The following is a 20,304-nucleotide window of genomic DNA, read 5'->3' on the forward strand; positions in this document are numbered from 1 at the left end:
CAGCGTACACGTGTTAGCTATCCTGCGTGCTTCAATAAAATAAGGCTTACAGAGAACATGGTAGATAAACGCGAATCCTATACAAAAGAAGACCTTCTTGCCTCTGGTCGCGGTGAGCTGTTTGGCGCAAAAGGGCCACAACTGCCTGCACCAAGCATGCTGATGATGGACCGTGTCATCAAAATGACCGAAACCGGCGGCAACTTTGACAAAGGTTATGTTGAAGCTGAACTGGATATCAACCCGGACCTGTGGTTCTTCGGATGCCACTTTATCGGCGATCCTGTGATGCCAGGCTGCCTGGGTCTGGATGCCATGTGGCAGCTGGTTGGATTCTATCTCGGCTGGCTGGGCGGCGAAGGTAAAGGCCGCGCGCTGGGCGTAGGCGAAGTTAAATTCACCGGCCAGGTTCTGCCGACCGCGAAGAAAGTCACTTACCGCATTCACTTCAAACGCATCGTCAACCGTCGACTGATCATGGGCCTGGCTGATGGTGAAGTGCTGGTTGATGGTCGTCTGATCTACACCGCTAACGATCTGAAAGTGGGTCTGTTCCAGGACACTTCCGCGTTCTAATTTGCAGACTGGCTATAGGCCTGACAAGACGCCTGGCGTCGGCCTAAGATACTAATCAGGTCTGTAAAAGGCGAAACCTCCGCTCTGCGGAGGTTTCTTTTATCTAAAGAGACAGAATCAGGCCATTAAAACCCTATCCCCCATGGCTTCTCGCCAGCCTCCCAGCCAGTATGACCTCTGATTCAGCGTCTGATAGGGACACATTTCTTTTGAGCGTCCGGCAATGCCGGCCTGATATCCACGTTGATGTGCCCGTTCCAGGCGATCTCGTTTTTGTCTCTTCATGCCTCGTTTCCCTCATCTTTGGGTCTGGTGGAAAAGAAAACAGTGATTACTAAGTGTGCAATCACACTAAAACGAATACCCCTAAACATCAGGCTCGTCAATGCGCAAAATTCACGCCAGTGTCATATTTGTGAGCTACCCGCAAAATCATTTGTACAAAAATAATCAGTCAGAACAGCTATCTCCACGGCTAAAAAAATAAAAAAAACCGCCCCTGGCAAAGAACCAGGGGCGGCATAATTTACAATTATTTAAGCTTAAGGGATGCGTTTCAGCTCTTGAGCAATAGCCGTCGCTTCCTGACTCCAGGCGTTGGCAAGAACCTTCACCATCTCATCGTAGCCGTCTTTGGTCTGCACAGCTTCGATGTGGAATGGACGTTTGATTAACTGTCCCTGGTGATTCAGTAGCCATTCACCGCTGACGATAACCTTACCATCGTACCGACCGTGGAACCCGGTTACGGTAACGTTCAGCGTGTCCTGAGTGCTTCCCAGCGGCTGCGAAGCGACCACCCAACCAGGCAACTGCATACTGAGGTTCGCCACCAGCGTATTACGCAGTTGCTGATCTAATGGACTGGCCCAGAGATTATTATTCGCTATCACATATTGCACATCGCTGGTCTGGTAAACCACCCCATTGCCCGCCAGATAGTCCGGGACAGCAATCTGCTCAACCCACAGCAGACGATTACCCTGGTTGGCAGAGCTTTGTACGCCCCCTTGCGTGATAGGAAGCTGGTAATAGCTTTTATTTTCTCCGCTGGAGCTGCATGACGTCAGCCAGACCGCCATCATCACCACTAGCCACTTTTTCATTGTTTCGCCCTCTTCGGCTCTGGATCTTTTTTGTCCTTCGCTTCAAATACCAGCGCGTTGCTCTTATCGTTCAGCGTTTTCAGTACCGGCTGCAGTTCACGCAGCACCTGATCCAGACGCTGCATATCCGCTACCATCTTGTTGTAGGCGGCGGACCCCGGCTGGAAGCCCTGCATGCTACGATTCAGTTCACGCAGCGTGTTCTGCATATCCGCTGGCAGATCCTGCATCGACTGGCTGGACGTGATCTTATTCATGTTGTCCAGTGTGGTCTGCAGATGCTTCATCGTGCGCTGACTTTCGGACAACGTATTGGTCGCCTGCTCAATCATCGGATTCAACGGCAGATTGTTAATCTTATCCAGCGCTTCCATCAGACGTTGCTGGATCTGCGCCAGACCGCCGCTCACGGTCGGAATGATTTGATAGCCATTAAATTCGCGCACGCCGGTAATTGGCGGTTCTTTCGGGTAGAAGTCGAGATCAACATACAGCGCGCCGGTCACCAGGTTCCCGGTTTTCAGCGATGCCCGTAATCCGCGTTTAAGCAGTTGCTCCAGATGAGCGCCAACATCAGTGTCCTCTCCCAGTTGCGCCTTCAGACGTTCTGGTTCAATACGAACCAGCACCGGAATACGGTAATCATTGTTGAATACCTGGCGCATATTCGGTGAGAAGAAAGGTACTTTACTTACCGTACCCAAACGGATGCCTCTGAATTCCAGCGGCGCGCCAGGCTGCAGGCCACGAATCGAATCTTTAAAGAACATCAGGTAATCAATATGATCGGTATACAGGGAGTCCTGAATACTTTTTTGATCGTCATAAAGATTAAACGCGGACTGTTGCGCGACCGGTTCGCCCTGCTCTAAGCCTTCCGGCACATCAAAACTTACGCCACCGCCAAACAGCGTGGAGAGCGATCCCATTTCCACACGCATACCTGCCGAAGTAAGATCCACGGCGATCCCGCTGTCTTTCCAGAAACGTACATTGCTGGTCACCAGACGGTCGTTAGGCGCATTGATGAAAAGCTGGTAGCTGATCGTACGCTTTTGCGCATCAAATGTGCTGGTTTCAACCGAACCCACACGATAGCCACGGAACAGGACGGGATCACCAGGGCTCAACTGACCGGCTTTTTTGCTGTCCAGAATCACACGGATCCCTTTCGCATCTGGCGGCGCAAGCGGCGGTGAATCCAGCAGGTGGTAATTCTCCAGCTTGCTTCCTTTATTGCCAGGCTGCAGTTCAATATAAGCCCCGGACAATAGCGTGCCGAGCCCACTGATACCTTCACGTCCAACCTGCGGCTTCACCACCCAAAAGACCGAATCTTTATGCAGCAGTTTTTCCATACCGGAGTTAAGACGCGCTTTAATCTCCACATGGGTCAAATCATCCGTCAGGGTTGCGCTCTCGACGATACCGACATCAACGCTGCGGCTCTTAATCGTCGTTTTACCCCCTTCAATACCTTCGGCATTGGTGGTAATCAGCGTGACTTGTGGCCCCTGATGGCTGTAGTGATAAAACAGAACCCAAGCGCCAATAAGTGCAGTGACGATAGGAAATATCCACACGGGCGACCAGTTTTTTACCTTTTGCACTTTGGCTTCCCCACTTTTAGATTCCATGCTGTCAGGACTCCTCATGGCCTGGTTCTGGTTCACGATCCCACGACAGACGCGGATCAAATGTCATCGCAGAAAACATTGTCATAATGACGACTAAAGCAAACATCAAAGCACCCATCGCAGGATAAATATTCATTAACCCTCCCATGCGCACCAGCGCAGAGAGTACCGCAATCACAAAAACGTCAATCATTGACCAGCGACCGACAAATTCCACAACTTCATAAATCAGGTGCATACGTTCACTGTCGCGTTTGCCATGCCCTTTGGCGTCCCAGCATAGCCAGGCAATGGCGATCATTTTCAACGTCGGCACCATAATACTGGCGATAAAAATAACCGCAGCCACCGGATAAGAGCCTTCGCTCCAGATTAAAACCACGCCCTCGAGTATTGTTGACGGCAGCTTTGACCCGAGCAGATCGGTAATCATGATTGGCAGAATATTGGCCGGAAGATAAAGCATGATCGACGTAAACAGTAATGCCAATGTCCATTGCAGACTGTTTTTACGCCGCACATAACCTTTCGTCTGACAGCGCGGGCATACCCGTTCGTCAGCGGGAAGAATAGCAGTGCAGCAGGAGCAGGAACGCAGCCCCTGTCGAATGCCGGGTACGCCAGGTTTCAAGACCTGCTTAATCACCGGCATTGGCGCAATATCATCCCACAGCCAGCGGCGGTCAACGCACTGGAATGCGCGCAGTTGCAGAACGCAAAAGAAGCACCACGGAATAAAACTGCTGCCCACGCCGATATCGCCGTAGGCCATCAGCTTAACGAAGCTGACCAGCACGCCAGCGAGGAAGATTTCCGCCATCCCCCAGCTTTTTAACTGGAACAGAACGCGCGCAAGACCCGCTTTAAGTCTGCCGGGCATCTGCACCCGATTCACCAGCAGCAGAATAGTCAGCAGACAAAACGCGGGAACCAATTGCACAAATAATAAAAAGAAGGTGCCCAGACTGGCGTAGTCTTCCGAAAAGAGAACGCTTGGGATCTCCAGCAACGTGACTTCGCTGCTCACCCCTGCGACATTCATATTCACAAAGGGAAAGAGGTTTGATAAAAGCAGCATGAACAATGCTGCTAACACATAGGCGGTAGGACGCTGCCGTGGCGCGTCCCACTCAACCGTTAATGTAGTGCCACATCGTGGACATGCCGCTTTCTGACCATGCTCAAGGCGAGGTAACGCCACCAGCATGTCACACTGCGAGCACAGAATATGCTTCGCGGCATGGTGATGTTCGCACATATGTGCTCCTTTAAATTATGCGCCACTCTTCAAAGACTCAAGATACTCCCAGCGCTCAAAGGCTTGCTCAAGTTCTTGTTCTGCTTCGTTCAGGTTAGCTAATACCTGTTGCGTTTGCTCGTGCGGCTGACTGAAAAAAGCGGCGTCAGCGACCTGAGCTTGTAATGCTTCCAGTTTAGCTTCCAGTTCTTCAAGCAGCGCGGGGAGCTGCTCCAGTTCGCGCTGCAGTTTATAGCTTAGTTTGCTCGTGCCACGTTTGACAATTTCTGCTTTAGGAGCAACAGCTTCCTCTGTTTTTTTAGCGATCGGTTGTTTAAACGCCACATACTGAGATTGCTGGCTACGCGCGTCATGGTAACCGCCGACATAACGACCAATTTTGCCGCCGCCTTCGAAGATCCAGCATTCAGTAACGGTATTATCCACAAACTGACGGTCGTGGCTCACCAACAGCACGGTGCCCTGGTAGCTATCAATCAGCTCTTCAAGCAGTTCCAGCGTTTCGACGTCCAGATCGTTGGTTGGTTCATCGAGAATCAAAAGATTACTGGGTTTCAGAAAAAGACGCGCCAGCAGCAGGCGATTTCGTTCCCCACCAGAGAGCGCACGCACTGGTGTCATCGCGCGTTTCGGATGGAACAGGAAGTCCTGCAGGTAACCCAGCACGTGGCGAGGTTTGCCGTTAACCATCACCTCTTGCTTACCTTCAGCCAGGTTGTCCATCACGGTTTTGTCCGGATCCAGCTCGGCGCGGTGCTGATCGAAATAAGCGACTTCCAGCTTGGTTCCGACATGAATGCGTCCGCTGTCAGCCTGAAGCTGACCTAGCATCAGCTTCAGCAGCGTCGTTTTGCCGCAGCCGTTAGGTCCGATTAGCGCAATCTTGTCGCTACGCTGCACCTGCGCGGAGAAATCTTTCACCAGTTGCTTTCCGTCAACCTGGTAATCAACATTTTCCATTTCGAAGACAATCTTGCCAGAACGGCTCGCCTCTTCGACCTGCATCTTCGCCGTGCCCATCACTTCGCGACGTTCGCCACGCTCGCGACGCATGGCTTTCAGCGCACGCACTCGGCCTTCGTTACGGGTACGACGCGCCTTGATGCCCTGACGGATCCAGACTTCCTCCTGCGCCAACTTGCGATCAAATTCCGCGTTTTGGAGATCTTCTACCCGCAGCGCTTCCTCTTTATCCAACAGATATTGATCGTAATTCCCCGGATAGGTCACCAGCTTGCCACGGTCGAGGTCGACAATGCGTGTCGCCATATTGCGAATAAATGAACGGTCGTGGGAAATAAAAATAATCGTCCCATTGAACGTTTTCAGGAACCCTTCCAGCCAGTCGATGGTTTCAATATCCAGGTGGTTCGTGGGTTCATCCAGCAGCAATACGCGCGGGTTGCTCACTAACGCGCGGCCCAGCGCCGCCTTACGCAGCCAGCCGCCCGAAAGCGAAGAAAGCGCGGCGTTAGGATCCAGGCCCAGTTGCGCCAGCACTTCATTAATGCGACTTTCGAGCTGCCACAGATTGTGGTGATCGAGCATTTCCTGAACCCGCGCCATCTCATTCAGGTTTCTGTCACTCGGGTCGGTCATCACCAGACGCGAAATATCGTGATAACGCTTCAGATACTCGGCCTGTTCCTCAATACCTTCGGCAACGAAGTCATAGACGCTGCCCTCGACATTACGCGGCGGATCCTGTTGCAGACGCGCTACAACCAGGTCCTGCTCATAAATAATACGTCCGTCGTCAAGACCCTGTTCACGGTTCAGGATCTTCATCAACGTCGACTTGCCTGCGCCATTACGGCCTACCAGACAGACGCGTTCGTTATCTTCGATATGCAGTTCTGCATTATCAAGAAGCGGGGCATCGCTGAACGACAGCCATGCACCATGCATACTGATCAATGACATCTATTTATCCTTTCAGGCTGCGGTAATCAGCCAGCAATTGTGGATCTGTCGGTTACGGGCAAAGTCCTGGGAAAGCGTTTTTTGGGTAATTTCTTGTGCTTTCAATCCCAGTTCAGCCAGACCGTCGAGATCCATACGGAACCCACGTTTGTTGTTAGAGAACATTATCGTGCCGTCTTTACGCAGCAGACGTTTCAAATCTTTCATCAGCGCCAGATGGTCGCGCTGCACATCAAACGAGTCTTCCATACGTTTTGAGTTAGAGAACGTCGGCGGGTCAATGAAAATCAGATCAAACTGTTCATTGGCATCGCGCAGCCAGCCCAGGCAATCGGCCTGAATTAAACGGTGAGCGCGACCGCTCAGGCCATTCAGACGCAGGTTGCGTTCCGCCCATTCCAGGTAGGTACGCGACATATCAACCGTCGTGGTGCTACGCGCACCACCGAGTCCGGCATGTACGCTGGCGCTGCCGGTGTAGGAGAACAGGTTAAGGAAATCTTTACCTTTACTCATCTGTCCCAGCATGCGGCGCGCAATACGATGATCGAGGAATAAGCCCGTATCAAGATAGTCTGTCAGGTTAACCCACAGGCGCGCGTTGTACTCGCTTACCTCAATGAATTCACCCTTCTCATTCATCTTCTGATACTGATTTTTCCCTTTCTGGCGTTCACGGGTTTTCAGCACCAGTTTATTTGGCGCGATTTCCAGTACCGACAGCGTTGCGGCAATGATGTCGAACAGGCGTTGACGCGCTTTTTGCGCATCAACCGTCTTCGGTGGGGCATATTCCTGAACCACGACCCACTCACCGTAACGGTCCACTGCAACGTTGTATTCCGGCAGGTCAGCGTCATACAGGCGATAGCATTCAATCCCTTCCTGACGCGCCCATTTTTCCAGCTTCTTAATATTCTTGCGCAGGCGGTTGGCATAATCTTCCGCTACCGTGGCAGGCTTGCTGTCCGCGGTGGTCTCTGCAACGTGATAGTTCTTCTGGACACAATCCAGCGGGCCGTTTTTCGCTTTGAACTGCTTGTCGGCACGTAATTGCAAACTGCTGAGCAGATCCGGAGAAGCGCTGAACAGCGACAAATTCCAGCCGCCAAACTGGTTTTTCATCGTACGGCCCAGCAGGCTGTGCAGGGCAATCAGCGCCGGTTCGCTATCCAGACGTTCGCCGTATGGCGGGTTACTGATAACCGTCCCGTACGGTCCTTTTGGCAGCGGATTACTCAATTTGGCGACATCTTTCACGTCAAACGTCATCAGATCGGCAATCCCGGCGCGGCGAGCGTTACTACGCGCTTTTTCAATCACGCGCGCATCGCTGTCAGAGCCGTAGAAATGCGAGGTATAGTCAGCCAGTCCCTTACGCGCGCGCACCTGCGCCTCAGCTTTAACTTCTTGCCAGACGGCTTCGTCGTGCTGCGCCCAACCGCTGAAGCCCCAGTACCCACGGTGCAGGCCCGGCGCGCGATCGGTTGCCCACATCGCCGCTTCAATCAGCAGCGTGCCGGAGCCGCACATCGGGTCGAGTAACGGCGTGCCCGGCTGCCAGCCAGAACGCATAACAATAGCGGCGGCCAGCGTCTCTTTAATCGGCGCCTGACCCGCGCGATCGCGATAACCGCGCTGATGCAAACCATCACCACTCAAATCGAGCGCAATGCTGGCGGTATCTTTGTTCAACCAGACGTTGATGCGCAGATCCGGAGATTCACGATCCACATTCGGACGCGGCAGATTTTTACGGGTAAAGGCATCGACAATCGCATCCTTGACCTTCAGCGCGCCGTACTGGCTGTTACGAATGGTTTCGTTCAGGCCGCTAAAATGAACGGCAAAGGTAGCACCGGGATTAAATATCTCTGTCCAGTCGATTGCCTGAACGCCGAGGTACAGATCAAGATCGCTGTAGACCTTGCACTCTCCCATCGGCAGGATAATGCGCGAGGCCAGGCGGCTCCACATCAGGCTCTGGTAAACAAGCCGCGTGTCGCCCTTAAAATGGACCCCACCCTGAACGACCTGACACTCCAGCGCGCCGAGGTTTTCAAGTTCAGTTTTTAACAGCTCTTCCAGCCCACGGGCCGTACTGGCAAACAGAGAATTCATAATGTCACTTTTACTCCTGGAAAATTGCTGCGCATTATAGCTAATATGGGCTGTATGTCATAAAGTTGAAGGCTTATTTTCGTTCAAGGGGCTGTGCAGTGGTAACGTTGACCCGACTTTTTATTCATCCGGTTAAATCAATGCGTGGAATTGGACTCACGCACGCCCTGGCAGACGTTAGCGGTCTTGCCTTTGATCGTATATTTATGATTACCGAAACTGACGGGACGTTCATTACCGCCCGACAGTTCCCACAAATGGTCCGCTTTACGCCTTCCCCTTTCCACGATGGACTGCATCTTACGGCTCCAGACGGCAGCAGCGCGCTCGTGCGATTTGCCGACTTCGCGACCCAGGATGCGCCGACAGAAGTGTGGGGAAACCATTTTACCGCGCGTATTGCGCCTGCGGCTATCAACCAGTGGCTTAGCGGCTTTTTCTCCCGTGACGTACAACTACGCTGGGTCGGTCAGCAACTGACGCGCCGGGTGAAGCGTCACGCGGATATTCCTTTGTCCTTCGCCGATGGCTATCCCTACCTGCTGGCCAACGAAGCATCTCTGCGCGATCTGCAACAGCGATGTCCGGCAAGTGTCAAAATGGAACAGTTTCGCCCCAATCTGGTAGTTTCGGGGGCTGACGCCTGGGAAGAAGATACCTGGAAAGTGATTCGCATTGGCGAGGTCATTTTTGATGTGGCAAAACCCTGTAGCCGCTGCATTTTCACGACAGTTAGCCCAGAAAAAGGCCTGAAACATCCGTCCGGTGAGCCGCTCGCCACGCTGCAAACCTTCCGAACTGCGGTGGATAACGGCGACGTTGATTTCGGCCAGAATCTTATCGCGCGCAACAGTGGTGTTATTCGCGTAGGCGATGAAGTAGAAATTTTGGCTACTGGTCCTGCGAGAGCGTATGGCGCGGCTGAATCAGACGATACTGTACAGCAACAACAGCCTGACGCCACCGTGCTTATTGACTGGCAGGGACAGACTTTTCGCGGAAATAATCAGCAGGTATTGCTTGAACAGCTTGAAAACCAAGGTATCCGGGTTCCCTATTCATGCCGGGCTGGAATTTGCGGATGCTGTCGAATTCGACTGCTGGAAGGCGAAGTTAGTCCACTGAAAAAATCAGCGATTGGTGATGACGGGACGATTCTGTGCTGCAGTTGCGTTCCCAAAACGACAATCAGGTTGGAGAGTTAAACCGCCTGTTCAAGGCTGAAACTGTCGGCAATAACCTGCGGTTTCAGTCTGTCATTCATTATTTTAATCGCGTCGCCAAGTTGCATTGTGCGCCCGGCAATAACCACACCAGGTTGTGCAAGCAGACAAAGCGCGGCGTTTTCCCCCGGCTCAACCACTAACAGGTTAACCTGTTCATCGGTATCGCTTAAATCAACACAGGCAGCGTCACCCACGACCGGCGACCAGTTAATACCGTGTGCGACAAAGTGCCAGCTTTTTGGCATTTGCGGTTTAAGGTAACGAATCGCCACCAGCGCATTAAGCACCAGTTCCGCTTTTTGCTCTTTGGCTAAATCAAGGTAGCGACATTTTTCTTCAAAGGAAAAATAAAGCGCGGCGTCATCGACACAAAAACCCGACGGAGAAAATGCATCAGGAGTGAGCATTTTACGAGCAAAACGCGAACGGAATAACATGCCATTGGCTAAATCGAGCATCATACGATCGTGCTCTTCATCATAATACCAGCGCCAGTTATCGTCGGGTTTAATTCGCATCAGTTTCTCTCCTTTCCTTAATCATCGCCGTTACGACAGTATCCTTTTGCCGCTTCGTTTATTGCCCTAATAATAAAAGCTCAGAATGTTTAAATAAGCAACAGTAAAGGAATATAAAACAACCAGGGCCAGAAATAAAGCCCTGGATTGTGATTAAGGTAGCATTCAGATATTGGCGACGATTTCTTTAATCAACGGCGGGCCTTTAAAAATAAAGCCTGAATAAATCTGAACGAGGGTTGCACCGGCAGCTATTTTCTCACGCGCGGCAATCACCGAGTCGATACCGCCAACACCAATAATCGGCAGTTGACCTTTTAATTCCTGAGACAGCTGGCGAATAATTTCTGTACTTTTTAATTGCAATGGTCGACCGCTCAGGCCCCCCATTTGATCGCAATTTTTCATTCCCTGAACGAGAGAACGATCGAGAGTAGTGTTAGTTGCAATTACGCCATCAATATTATGACGAACTAAACTGTCAGCAACCTGGATCAGGTCTTCCAGAGAAAGATCCGGCGCGATCTTTACCGCCACCGGAACATATTTATGGTGGATCGCTTGCAGATCATTTTGCTTATTTTTAATTGCCGTCAGGAGATCGTCCAGCGCCTCGCCGTATTGCAGTGTACGTAATCCCGGCGTATTTGGTGAAGAGATATTAATCGCGATATAACCGGCGTAAGCATAGACTTTTTCCATACAAATCAGATAGTCATCTTTGCCATTCTCTACCGGAGTATCTTTATTCTTACCAATATTAATCCCCAGAATACCGTCAAAATGCGATTTTTTAACGTTCTCAACCAGGTTATCAACCCCCAGGTTATTAAACCCCATGCGGTTGATCAAACCTTCCGCATCGACCAGACGGAACAGACGCGGTTTATCGTTACCCGGCTGAGGCCGCGGCGTCACGGTACCAATCTCAATGGAGCCAAATCCCATCGCGCCGAGTGCGTCAATGCACTCCCCGTCTTTATCCAGTCCGGCAGCAAGCCCGAGTGGATTTTTAAACGTCAGCCCCATACAGGTAACCGGTTTTGCGGGTACTTTCTGGCGGACAAGCGCTTCGAGCGGCGTGCCGGTAATGCGACGTAATTGCTGGAATGTCAATTCATGGGCGCGCTCTGGATCGAGCTGAAAAAGGGCTTTACGAACGAAGGGGTAGTACATGAACTCTCCTGGATTCCCGGTGTGCAAACCGGGGGCGTATTATGTGCGATCGCGAGCAAAAAGGGAATTGACCTGCGGCAATAAATAGCAATCGTTTTCCTCGCCCCTGCCTTTTTATTCAATTTCCAACTTTTCTATCCCGTATAAATCATTTCGATAAACAAAGCCTCTCTGCCAGACTGCATAAATTGTTATCAATGTTAATTAAAAGCAAACAATTGGTTATAAGGGGAGAATGAAATTATGCGCGTCATCACTCTGGCGGGGAGCCCTCGCTTTCCTTCTCGCTCCAGTGCGTTACTGGAATATGCCCGAGAAAAACTAAACGATCAGGATGTCGAAATCTTTCACTGGAATCTGCACAACTTTACCCCGGAAGACCTGATCTATGCCCGTTTCGACAGTCCGGCGTTAAAGACATTTATCGAACAACTGCAGGATGCTGACGGGCTGATTGTCGCAACCCCGGTCTATAAAGCCGCTTACTCTGGCGCACTGAAAACGCTGCTCGATTTGCTCCCCGAGCGGGCGCTGGAAGGAAAAGTGGTTTTGCCGCTGGCGACCGGCGGCAGCGTAGCGCATTTACTGGCCGTCGATTACGCCCTGAAACCGGTCCTGAGCGCGTTAAAAGCTCAGGAGATCCTGCACGGCGTGTTTGCCGATGATTCGCAGGTCATCGATTATCAACATATACCGCAGTTTACGCCCAACCTGCAGCAGCGTCTGGACAGTGCGCTCGACACCTTCTGGCTGGCGTTGCATCGTCGCGATATCCAACTCCCTCAACTGAACACCCTGCGAGGTGCCGCCCATGCTTGATCTTCTCAAGCGTCACACGTCCTGGCTGGCGCTGACCGGGCTGTTGTCACTGTCAACCCTGGGGCATGCCGCAGAATCGGCCCCCGATGCCCTGCGCATTGGTTATCAAAAAGGAAGCGTCAGTATGGTGCTGGCTAAAAGCCATCAGCTACTGGAGAAACGCTATCCGCAGACCAAAATCTCGTGGGTTGAATTCCCGGCTGGGCCGCAAATGCTGGAAGCACTCAATATCGGCAGTATCGATCTCGGCAGTACCGGTGACATTCCGCCGATTTTCGCCCAGGCCGCCGGAGCCGATCTGGTTTACGTGGGCGTTGAACCGCCTAAACCAAAAGCCGAAGTAATTCTGGTGCCGAAAAATAGCCCGATCCAGAGCGTCGAGCAGCTTAAAGGACATAAAGTCGCCTTTCAGAAAGGTTCCAGCGCCCACAATTTACTGCTCCGTGCGCTGCAACAAGCCGGGTTGAAATTTACCGATATTCAGCCGACTTATCTGACTCCTGCAGATGCGCGAGCGGCCTTCCAGCAAGGAAACGTGGATGCGTGGGCTATCTGGGATCCCTACTATTCCGCCGCATTACTGCAAGGCGATGTACGCGTGCTAAAAGACGGTTCAGACCTCAAACAGACCGGTTCGTTTTATCTCGCAGCACGTCCTTATGCCGAGAAAAATGGTGCTTTTGTACTTGGCGTGCTGGATACCTTTAGCCAGGCCGATGCGTTAACCCTCAGCCAGCGCCAACAAAGCATTTCCCTGCTGGCTAAAACCATGGGCCTGCCCGAGCCGGTCATTGCGTCTTATCTGGATCACCGCCCGCCAACCACCATCACGCCCGTCAGCGCTTCTGTTGCCGCTCTGCAACAACAAACCGCCGATCTGTTTTATGACAACCGGTTGCTGCCGAAAAAAATCGATATTCGCCAGCGTATCTGGCAACCCACTCAACAGGCAGGAGAAAAATTATGAGTCTGAACATGTTCTGGTTTTTACCCACCCACGGTGACGGCCATTATCTGGGGACAGAAGAAGGTTCGCGCCCGGTCGATTACGGATATCTGCAACAAATTGCACAAACGGCCGATCGCCTGGGATTTACCGGTGTTCTCATCCCAACCGGTCGCTCCTGCGAAGATGCCTGGCTGGTCGCCGCCTCGATGATCCCGGTTACCCAGCGATTAAAGTTCCTGGTCGCGTTGCGTCCAAGCGTAACCTCGCCGACGGTCGCCGCGCGTCAGGCTGCTACGCTCGACAGACTTTCAAACGGCCGGGCGTTATTTAACCTGGTGACCGGTAGCGATCCACAGGAACTGGCTGGTGACGGTGTATTCCTCGATCACACCGAGCGCTATGAAGCCTCTGCTGAATTTACTCAGGTCTGGCGGCGCCTGCTGCAAGGTGAAACGGTGGATTTCAACGGCAAACATATTCATGTTCGCGGCGCGAAGCTGTTTTTCCCTCCCGTACAACAACCCCGGCCACCGCTTTATTTCGGCGGCTCGTCTGATGTCGCACAAGACCTTGCTGCCGAGCAGGTTGATCTCTATCTGACCTGGGGCGAGCCCCCTGAGCAGGTGAAAGCGAAGATTGAACAGGTGCGAGCCAAAGCGGCGGCGCTCGGGCGCAAGATCCGCTTTGGTATTCGTCTGCATGTGATCGTACGTGAGACAACGCAAGAGGCATGGCAGGCGGCGGATCGTCTGATAGCCCATCTGGATGACGACACCATTGCCAAAGCCCAGGCCGCCTTCTCAAGAACGGATTCAGTTGGTCAGCAGCGAATGGCGGCACTGCACAACGGTAAACGCGACAAACTGGAAATTAGCCCGAATCTGTGGGCAGGTGTTGGACTGGTTCGCGGTGGCGCGGGTACCGCGCTGGTCGGAGATGGTCCTACCGTCGCGGCGCGTATCAACGAGTATGCCGCACTGGGAATCGACAGCTTTGTGTTGTCCGGGTATCCGCATCTGGAAGAGACGTACAAGGTTGGCGAGCTGCTGTTCCCTCACCTGGATGTCGCTATACCAGAAATTCCGCAGCCACAACGCCTGCAACAACAAGGCGAAGCGGTGGCAAACGAATTTATCCCGCGCAAAGTCGCGCAAAGCTAAGGAGCTGCGAATGACAACGCCGAAAAACAGATGGTTATTGCGCCTCGCGCCCTGGTTTTTACCGGTAGGTATGGTGGCGCTCTGGCAGCTCGCATCATCAATGGGCTGGCTGTCCACCCGCATCCTGCCCTCACCGGAGGGCGTTGTCGAAGCCTTCTGGACGCTTTCCGCCAGCGGCGAGCTTTGGCAGCATCTGGCAATCAGCTCATGGCGCGCGCTGATCGGATTCTCCATCGGTGGATCGATTGGCCTGACGCTGGGACTGATCAGCGGTCTTTCGCGTTGGGGAGAACGTCTGCTGGATACTTCGGTGCAGATGCTACGTAACGTACCGCATCTGGCGCTGATCCCGCTGGTAATTTTGTGGTTCGGTATTGATGAATCCGCCAAGATCTTTCTCGTCGCCCTGGGCACGCTGTTCCCGATTTACATTAACACCTGGCATGGGATCCGTAATATCGATCGTGGGCTGGTAGAAATGGCACGCAGCTATGGGTTGTCCGGCTTTTCACTGTTCCTTCATGTGATCCTCCCAGGAGCCCTGCCCTCAATTATGGTCGGCGTACGTTTTGCTCTCGGACTGATGTGGCTGACGCTTATCGTCGCAGAAACCATTTCAGCCAATGCCGGTATCGGTTACCTGGCGATGAACGCCCGCGAATTTCTGCAAACCGATGTGGTCGTGGTGGCCATTATTCTCTACGCCCTGCTCGGCAAATTGGCCGACGTCAGCGCCCAATTGCTGGAGCGAATCTGGCTGCGCTGGAACCCGGCTTACCATGTGAAGGAGGCTACCGTATGAATACCGCTCGCTTGAACCAGGGCACGCCGCTGCTGCTGAGCGCCGTGACGAAACAATACGCCGCCAATACGGTGCTCAATCAGTTAAATTTGCACATTCCGGCCGGACAATTCGTTGCCGTGGTTGGCCGCAGCGGCGGTGGTAAAAGCACGTTGCTGCGTCTGCTGGCTGGACTGGAGTCCCCCTCCTCAGGCGCATTACTTGCCGGAACCACCCCACTGGCGGATATTCAGGATGATACGCGAATGATGTTTCAGGATGCGCGTCTGCTGCCATGGAAGACGGTTATCGATAATGTGGGCCTGGGTCTGAAAGGTCAGTGGCGCGATGCGGCCCGAGATGCGCTGGCCGCAGTTGGGTTGGAGAGTCGTGCTCGCGAATGGCCGGCTGCGCTGTCCGGTGGACAAAAACAGCGTGTGGCCCTGGCGCGGGCATTAATTCATCGCCCCGGTTTGCTGCTGCTGGACGAACCCCTCGGCGCTCTGGATGCCCTAACCCGCCTTGAAATGCAGGATCTGATTGTTTCTTTATGGCAAGAGCACGGCTTTACCGTACTGTTGGTCACTCATGACGTCAGCGAAGCGGTGGCAATGGCCGATCGCGTATTGCTGATTGAGGATGGAAAAATCGGGCTGGATCTGACGGTGGATATTCAGCGCCCCCGCCGTTTGGGATCGGTGCGGTTAGCCGAGCTGGAAGCGGAAGTGTTGAACCGGGTCATGAAACGCGGCGAGACGGAACAACCGATCCGTCGACATGGATAAACACTCAGAAAACAAGGCCCGGTAGCGCTTACCGGGCCTTTTGCCGGATGGCGGCGTTACCGCCTTATCCGGCCTACTAAACTACAGGTCAACGTTTCAGGCTAACGCTTTGTCAATCTTCTCATACAGATCGCCGGAGAGATTCTCCAGACCTTTCAGCTGTTCCAGCGCCGCACGCATCTTCGCCTGACGTTTTGCATCATAACGTTTTAAGCGAATCAGCGGCTCAATCAGACGTGATGCCACCTGAGGGTTACGGCTATTGAGTTCAGTCAGCATGTCGACCAGGAACTGATAGCCGCTACCATCTTCCGCATGGAATGCCGCCGGGTTGCTACCCGCAAAGGCACCGATCAGAGAACGGATTCGGTTCGGGTTACTCATACTGAAAGAGCGATGCTTCAGCAGGCCACGAACCGTTTCCAGCACGTTTCTCGCCGGGCTTGTGGATTGCAGGATAAACCATTTGTCCATCACCAGGCCGTCATGGTGCCACTTATCGTCATACTCTTGCATCAGCGCGTCGCGACAAGGCAGTTGTGCCGCCACTGCCGCCGACAGCGCCGCCAGCGCATCGGTCATGTTGTTGGCTTCGCGGTACTGCTTGCTTACCAGCGTGTCAGCCAGATGGGTTTCGCCAAAGGCCAGGAAACGCAGGCAGGCGTTACGCAGCGTACGCTTGCCAATATCGGCATGCTCAACGCGGTACTCATCAAGATGATTAGCGTTATAGATGGCGAGGAATTCATCCGCCAGCTCGGCTGCCAGCGTGCGGGTTAACGCTTCGCGTACTTCGGTTATCGCCACCGGATCGATGATATCAAACAGTTCTGCAATTTCATTTACTGAAGGCAGCGTCAGGATCTCTGCCGCCAGCGCCGGATCGATTTTCTCATCCAGCAGAATTGCGCGGAAGGCATCGGCCACGTGTACCGGCAGCGACAGCGGCTGACCCTGCTGATGCCGGGCAACGTTAAGCTTAATATAGGTCGCCAGCAGGCTTTGCGCCGCGTCCCAACGAGAGAAATCGTTACGCGCATGACGCATCAGGAAGGTCAGTTGCTGATCGCTCCATTTGTATTCCAGTTTGACCGGCGCGGAGAATTCGCACAGCAGCGCCGGAACCGGCTGGAAGTAGACGTTATCAAAGACAAACGTCTGCTCTGCCTGAGTGACGTTGAGTACGGAATTCACCGGATGCCCGCCTTTTTGTAACGGGATCACTTTCCCTTCGTTGTCATACAACTCAAGGGCGAAAGGAATATGCAGCGGCTGTTTTTCGGCCTGATCCGGCGTGGCCGGCGTGCGCTGGCTGATAGTCAGCGTGTACTGCTCAGTTGACGGATTGTAGTCATCACGCACGGTCAGAATCGGCGTACCGGACTGACTGTACCAGCGGCGGAAATGCGAGAGATCGACGTTGGACGCATCTTCCATCGCCTGCACGAAATCATCACAGGTGGCAGCACTGCCGTCGTGACGCTCAAAGTACAGTTGCATCCCTTTCTGGAAGTTAGCCTCACCCAGCAAGGTGTGGATCATACGAATCACTTCAGCGCCCTTTTCGTACACGGTCAGGGTATAGAAGTTGTTCATTTCGATGACCATATCCGGACGGATAGGATGCGCCATTGGGCTGGCATCCTCGGCAAACTGCAGGCCACGCATGGTACGCACATTGCTGATCCGGTTTACCGCACGTGAGCCGAGATCGGAACTGAACTCCTGATCGCGGAACACGGTTAACCCTTCTTTCAGGCTCAACTGGAACCAGTCGCGACAGGTCACGCGGTTGCCGGTCCAGTTGTGGAAATACTCATGACCGATGACGCGCTCAATATCGAGGTAGTCTTTGTCGGTGGCGGTATCGGTACGTGCCAGCACATATTTGGAGTTAAAGATGTTCAGACCTTTATTCTCCATCGCGCCCATGTTGAAGAAATCCACGGCGACAATCATATAGATATCGAGGTCATACTCGAGGCCAAAGCGCTCTTCATCCCATTTCATGGAGTTTTTCAGCGAGGTCATCGCCCACGGCGCGCGGTCAAGGTTGCCGCGATCGACGTACAGTTCCAGCGCTACTTCACGCCCGGAACGGGTAGTAAAGGTGTCGCGAAGAACGTCGAAATCACCGGCTACCAGCGCAAACAGATAGCACGGTTTCGGGAACGGATCCTGCCACTGTACCCAGTGACGACCATTTTCCAGTTCCCCCTGCGCCACGCGGTTACCGTTGGAGAGCAGGAACGGATATTGGGTTTTATCGGCGATAATTTTGGTGGTAAAACGCGCCAGGACATCAGGCCTGTCGAGATACCAGGTAATATGACGGAAACCTTCCGCTTCACACTGGGTGCACAGCGCGTCGCCGGACTTGTACAGTCCTTCCAGCGCGGTATTGGCCGCTGGGCTAATTTCATTCACGATACGCAGCGTAAAACGTTCCGGCAGTTGACTGATGACCAGAGCGCCCTCTTCTTCTTTATACTCTGTCCACGGCTCGTCGTTCACGTGGATCGACACCAGAGTCAGATCTTCGCCATTCAGGCGCAGAGGCGCATCAGGCGCGCCATGACGGACAGCCTGGCTCACTGCGGTGACCACGGTTTTTTCAGCATCCAGGTCAAAGGTCAAGTCAATATCAGTAATCTGGTAATCCGGCGCACGATAGTCGTGACGGTATTTGGCTTGTGGCTGTTGTGTCATAAAAAACCTTTAGCATCTTTGGTAGAGTCTCGGCTTCAGTCTATTCCTGTTGCGTAAATCGCGCTACGCAGAATGTTCATCTTTTCAGGCACAAACACCCTTTTTGCTACATTTTTATAACACGCGGCACGAAATGCCCTCGACCAGAAAGACAGCTTATGGTGTGATCGGGGTTCAATAAATCGCTAAACAGGGTATACTTCAGCGGTTTTCTTAGTTGTTTATTGTACTAAACGCTCCCGTGAGAGGATGCTACTGCGCACCTATGACACAATTCGCTTCTCCTGTTCTGCACTCGCTGCTGGATACAGACGCTTATAAGTTGCATATGCAGCAAGCCGTTTTTCACCACTACTATGATGTACAAGTAGCGGCTGAATTTCGTTGCCGTGGCGATGACCTGCTCGGTATTTATGCCGATTCTATTCGTGAGCAGGTGAATGCTATGCAACACCTGCGACTGCAGGAGGACGAGTACCAGTGGCTCTCCGGCCTGCCTTTCTTTAAAGCTGATTACCTCACCTGGTTACGTGATTTCCGCTATAACCCGGAACAGGTTTGCGTCACTAATGATAACGGTAAGCTAAACATCCGCTTAACCGGTCCGTGGCGTGAAGTGATCATGTGGGAAGTCCCGCTGTTGGCGGTGATTAGTGAGCTGGTACACCGTTACCGTTCACCTGAATCAGGCGTCCCGCAGGCACTCGATGAGCTGGAAAGCAAACTAGTAGAATTCTCTGCTTTAACGAAAGATGTCGATATGTCTCGCTTCCATCTGATGGATTTCGGTACGCGCCGGCGTTTTTCGCGTGAAGTGCAGCAAGCTATCGTTAAACGCCTGCAGCAAGAGTCCTGGTTTGTCGGCACCAGTAACTACGATCTGGCCCGCCGCCTGTCATTAACCCCAATGGGTACGCAGGCGCATGAGTGGTTCCAGGCTCATCAGCAAATCAGCCCTGAGCTTGCCACCAGCCAGCGCGTTGCGCTGGCCGCATGGTTAAATGAATATCCTGACCAACTCGGCATTGCATTGACCGACTGCATCACCATGGACGCGTTTTTACGCGACTTTGGCGTTGAGTTCGCTACCCGCTATCAGGGTTTACGCCATGACTCTGGCGACCCGGTGGAATGGGGTGAAAAAGCCATCGCCCATTATGAAAAACTGGGTATTGATCCGCTGAGCAAAACGCTGGTGTTTTCAGATAATCTCGATCTGAAAAAAGCGATTGAGCTATACCGCCACTTCTCTTCTCGCGTGCAGTTGAGTTTTGGCATTGGGACACGACTAACCTGCGATATTCCCCAGGTTAAGCCGCTCAATATCGTTATCAAACTGGTGGAGTGTAACGGCAAACCAGTAGCGAAGTTATCTGACAGCCCGGGTAAAACCATCTGCCATGATAAAGCGTTTGTTCGCGCACTGCGCAAAGCCTTCGATCTCCCGCATATCAAAAAAGCCAGTTAAGCCTTCCAGGGAGCCATTTTGGCTCCCTTATTCGCGTTTATTTCCGAAATCTTTCACTCCAGCTACGAATTCTGCTTGTCTGATTGCAGATG

Annotated in this window: 17 protein-coding genes; 8 read left to right on the top strand and 9 right to left on the bottom strand. The window is 52.8% G+C overall.

Going from position 1 to position 20,304, the window contains the following annotated elements; all coding sequences use genetic code 11:
- Positions 1 to 57: 57 nt before the first annotated feature.
- Positions 58 to 576, top strand: a complete 519-nt coding sequence (gene fabA / locus OGW16_RS10960) for a bifunctional 3-hydroxydecanoyl-ACP dehydratase/trans-2-decenoyl-ACP isomerase (protein WP_003035875.1) — start codon at positions 58 to 60, stop codon at positions 574 to 576.
- A 117-nt stretch (positions 577 to 693) separates the two neighbouring features.
- Here the strand turns inward: fabA and rmf are convergent, their stop codons facing one another.
- From rmf to rlmKL, 6 genes are all read right to left on the bottom strand, one after another.
- On the bottom strand, positions 694 to 861 hold the full coding sequence (gene rmf / locus OGW16_RS10965) for a ribosome modulation factor (RefSeq protein ID WP_003035871.1): 168 nt from the start codon (positions 859 to 861) through the stop codon (positions 694 to 696).
- A 257-nt stretch (positions 862 to 1,118) separates the two neighbouring features.
- Complete coding sequence (pqiC, locus tag OGW16_RS10970; protein ID WP_043015787.1) at positions 1,119 to 1,682, bottom strand: membrane integrity-associated transporter subunit PqiC; 564 nt, start codon at positions 1,680 to 1,682, stop codon at positions 1,119 to 1,121.
- A complete protein-coding gene (gene pqiB / locus OGW16_RS10975; RefSeq protein WP_286518424.1) occupies positions 1,679 to 3,319 on the bottom strand; it encodes an intermembrane transport protein PqiB in 1,641 nt (546 codons plus the stop codon). Before pqiB ends, pqiC begins: the two co-directional genes overlap by 4 nt.
- A gap of 4 nt (positions 3,320 to 3,323) precedes the next feature.
- Positions 3,324 to 4,577, bottom strand: a complete 1,254-nt coding sequence (gene pqiA, locus OGW16_RS10980; protein WP_043015785.1) for a membrane integrity-associated transporter subunit PqiA — start codon at positions 4,575 to 4,577, stop codon at positions 3,324 to 3,326.
- Positions 4,578 to 4,592: 15 nt separating this feature from the next.
- Complete coding sequence (locus OGW16_RS10985; RefSeq protein WP_043015784.1) at positions 4,593 to 6,500, bottom strand: ABC transporter ATP-binding protein; 1,908 nt, start codon at positions 6,498 to 6,500, stop codon at positions 4,593 to 4,595.
- A gap of 12 nt (positions 6,501 to 6,512) precedes the next feature.
- Entirely contained in the window at positions 6,513 to 8,621 is a 2,109-nt protein-coding gene (gene rlmKL / locus OGW16_RS10990; protein ID WP_016152475.1) for a bifunctional 23S rRNA (guanine(2069)-N(7))-methyltransferase RlmK/23S rRNA (guanine(2445)-N(2))-methyltransferase RlmL, read from the bottom strand.
- Between the two features lie 98 nt (positions 8,622 to 8,719).
- Here rlmKL and OGW16_RS10995 point away from each other — a divergent pair, with 98 nt between their 5' ends.
- Positions 8,720 to 9,826: a YcbX family protein gene (locus tag OGW16_RS10995; RefSeq protein ID WP_087052632.1), complete on the top strand. Its 1,107-nt coding sequence runs from the start codon at positions 8,720 to 8,722 to the stop codon at positions 9,824 to 9,826.
- Here OGW16_RS10995 and zapC read toward each other — a convergent pair.
- Both zapC and pyrD read right to left on the bottom strand, forming a co-directional pair.
- The gene (gene zapC / locus OGW16_RS11000; protein WP_016152473.1) at positions 9,823 to 10,365 is read right to left on the bottom strand and encodes a cell division protein ZapC; all 543 of its coding nucleotides are present in this window, start codon (positions 10,363 to 10,365) and stop codon (positions 9,823 to 9,825) included. The two genes, OGW16_RS10995 and zapC, sit on opposite strands and share 4 nt — an antisense overlap.
- 165 nt (positions 10,366 to 10,530) lie before the next feature.
- Complete coding sequence (gene pyrD, locus OGW16_RS11005; protein WP_286518426.1) at positions 10,531 to 11,541, bottom strand: quinone-dependent dihydroorotate dehydrogenase; 1,011 nt, start codon at positions 11,539 to 11,541, stop codon at positions 10,531 to 10,533.
- Between the two features lie 243 nt (positions 11,542 to 11,784).
- Here pyrD and ssuE point away from each other — a divergent pair, with 243 nt between their 5' ends.
- Genes ssuE through ssuB form a run of 5 tightly spaced genes read left to right on the top strand, consistent with a single transcriptional unit; the run spans position 11,785 to position 16,035 of the window.
- Positions 11,785 to 12,360, top strand: a complete 576-nt coding sequence (gene ssuE / locus OGW16_RS11010; protein WP_286518427.1) for an NADPH-dependent FMN reductase — start codon at positions 11,785 to 11,787, stop codon at positions 12,358 to 12,360.
- Complete coding sequence (locus OGW16_RS11015) at positions 12,353 to 13,327, top strand: sulfonate ABC transporter substrate-binding protein (RefSeq protein WP_043015779.1); 975 nt, start codon at positions 12,353 to 12,355, stop codon at positions 13,325 to 13,327. The genes ssuE and OGW16_RS11015 overlap by 8 nt, the downstream gene beginning before the upstream one ends.
- Positions 13,324 to 14,469: an FMNH2-dependent alkanesulfonate monooxygenase gene (gene ssuD / locus OGW16_RS11020; protein ID WP_286518430.1), complete on the top strand. Its 1,146-nt coding sequence runs from the start codon at positions 13,324 to 13,326 to the stop codon at positions 14,467 to 14,469. The genes OGW16_RS11015 and ssuD overlap by 4 nt, the downstream gene beginning before the upstream one ends.
- A 10-nt stretch (positions 14,470 to 14,479) precedes the next feature.
- Positions 14,480 to 15,271 (top strand): aliphatic sulfonate ABC transporter permease SsuC, encoded by a 792-nt coding sequence (gene ssuC, locus OGW16_RS11025; protein ID WP_047412294.1) that lies wholly within the window; start codon positions 14,480 to 14,482, stop codon positions 15,269 to 15,271.
- Entirely contained in the window at positions 15,268 to 16,035 is a 768-nt protein-coding gene (gene ssuB, locus OGW16_RS11030) for an aliphatic sulfonates ABC transporter ATP-binding protein (protein ID WP_043015776.1), read from the top strand. Before ssuC ends, ssuB begins: the two co-directional genes overlap by 4 nt.
- Positions 16,036 to 16,131: 96 nt before the next feature.
- On the opposite strand, the gene pepN is transcribed toward ssuB, so the two are convergent.
- A complete protein-coding gene (gene pepN, locus OGW16_RS11035; protein ID WP_043015775.1) occupies positions 16,132 to 18,744 on the bottom strand; it encodes an aminopeptidase N in 2,613 nt (870 codons plus the stop codon).
- A 265-nt stretch (positions 18,745 to 19,009) separates the two neighbouring features.
- Between pepN and pncB the strand changes: the two genes are divergently transcribed.
- The gene (pncB, locus tag OGW16_RS11040; protein ID WP_043015774.1) at positions 19,010 to 20,212 is read left to right on the top strand and encodes a nicotinate phosphoribosyltransferase; all 1,203 of its coding nucleotides are present in this window, start codon (positions 19,010 to 19,012) and stop codon (positions 20,210 to 20,212) included.
- Positions 20,213 to 20,304: the final 92 nt, after the last annotated feature.

It is taken from the genome of Citrobacter sp. Ce104 (assembly GCF_030334595.1).
GTDB classification, from domain to species: Bacteria; Pseudomonadota; Gammaproteobacteria; order Enterobacterales; family Enterobacteriaceae; genus Citrobacter; species Citrobacter europaeus.

Excerpts from the sequence above, each read along its gene's own strand:
- pyrD (WP_286518426.1), bottom strand. The coding sequence starts at position 11,541 with ATGTACTACCCCTTCGTTCGTAAAGCCCTTTTTCAGCTCGATCCAGAG.
- rlmKL (WP_016152475.1), bottom strand. The coding sequence starts at position 8,621 with ATGAATTCTCTGTTTGCCAGTACGGCCCGTGGGCTGGAAGAGCTGTTA.
- rmf (WP_003035871.1), bottom strand. The coding sequence starts at position 861 with ATGAAGAGACAAAAACGAGATCGCCTGGAACGGGCACATCAACGTGGA.
- ssuC (WP_047412294.1), top strand. The coding sequence starts at position 14,480 with ATGACAACGCCGAAAAACAGATGGTTATTGCGCCTCGCGCCCTGGTTT.
- pepN (WP_043015775.1), bottom strand. The coding sequence starts at position 18,744 with ATGACACAACAGCCACAAGCCAAATACCGTCACGACTATCGTGCGCCG.
- zapC (WP_016152473.1), bottom strand. The coding sequence starts at position 10,365 with ATGCGAATTAAACCCGACGATAACTGGCGCTGGTATTATGATGAAGAG.
- ssuB (WP_043015776.1), top strand. The coding sequence starts at position 15,268 with ATGAATACCGCTCGCTTGAACCAGGGCACGCCGCTGCTGCTGAGCGCC.
- pqiA (WP_043015785.1), bottom strand. The coding sequence starts at position 4,577 with ATGTGCGAACATCACCATGCCGCGAAGCATATTCTGTGCTCGCAGTGT.
- pqiB (WP_286518424.1), bottom strand. The coding sequence starts at position 3,319 with ATGGAATCTAAAAGTGGGGAAGCCAAAGTGCAAAAGGTAAAAAACTGG.
- OGW16_RS11015 (WP_043015779.1), top strand. The coding sequence starts at position 12,353 with ATGCTTGATCTTCTCAAGCGTCACACGTCCTGGCTGGCGCTGACCGGG.
- pncB (WP_043015774.1), top strand. The coding sequence starts at position 19,010 with ATGACACAATTCGCTTCTCCTGTTCTGCACTCGCTGCTGGATACAGAC.
- pqiC (WP_043015787.1), bottom strand. The coding sequence starts at position 1,682 with ATGAAAAAGTGGCTAGTGGTGATGATGGCGGTCTGGCTGACGTCATGC.
- fabA (WP_003035875.1), top strand. The coding sequence starts at position 58 with ATGGTAGATAAACGCGAATCCTATACAAAAGAAGACCTTCTTGCCTCT.
- OGW16_RS10985 (WP_043015784.1), bottom strand. The coding sequence starts at position 6,500 with ATGTCATTGATCAGTATGCATGGTGCATGGCTGTCGTTCAGCGATGCC.
- ssuD (WP_286518430.1), top strand. The coding sequence starts at position 13,324 with ATGAGTCTGAACATGTTCTGGTTTTTACCCACCCACGGTGACGGCCAT.
- ssuE (WP_286518427.1), top strand. The coding sequence starts at position 11,785 with ATGCGCGTCATCACTCTGGCGGGGAGCCCTCGCTTTCCTTCTCGCTCC.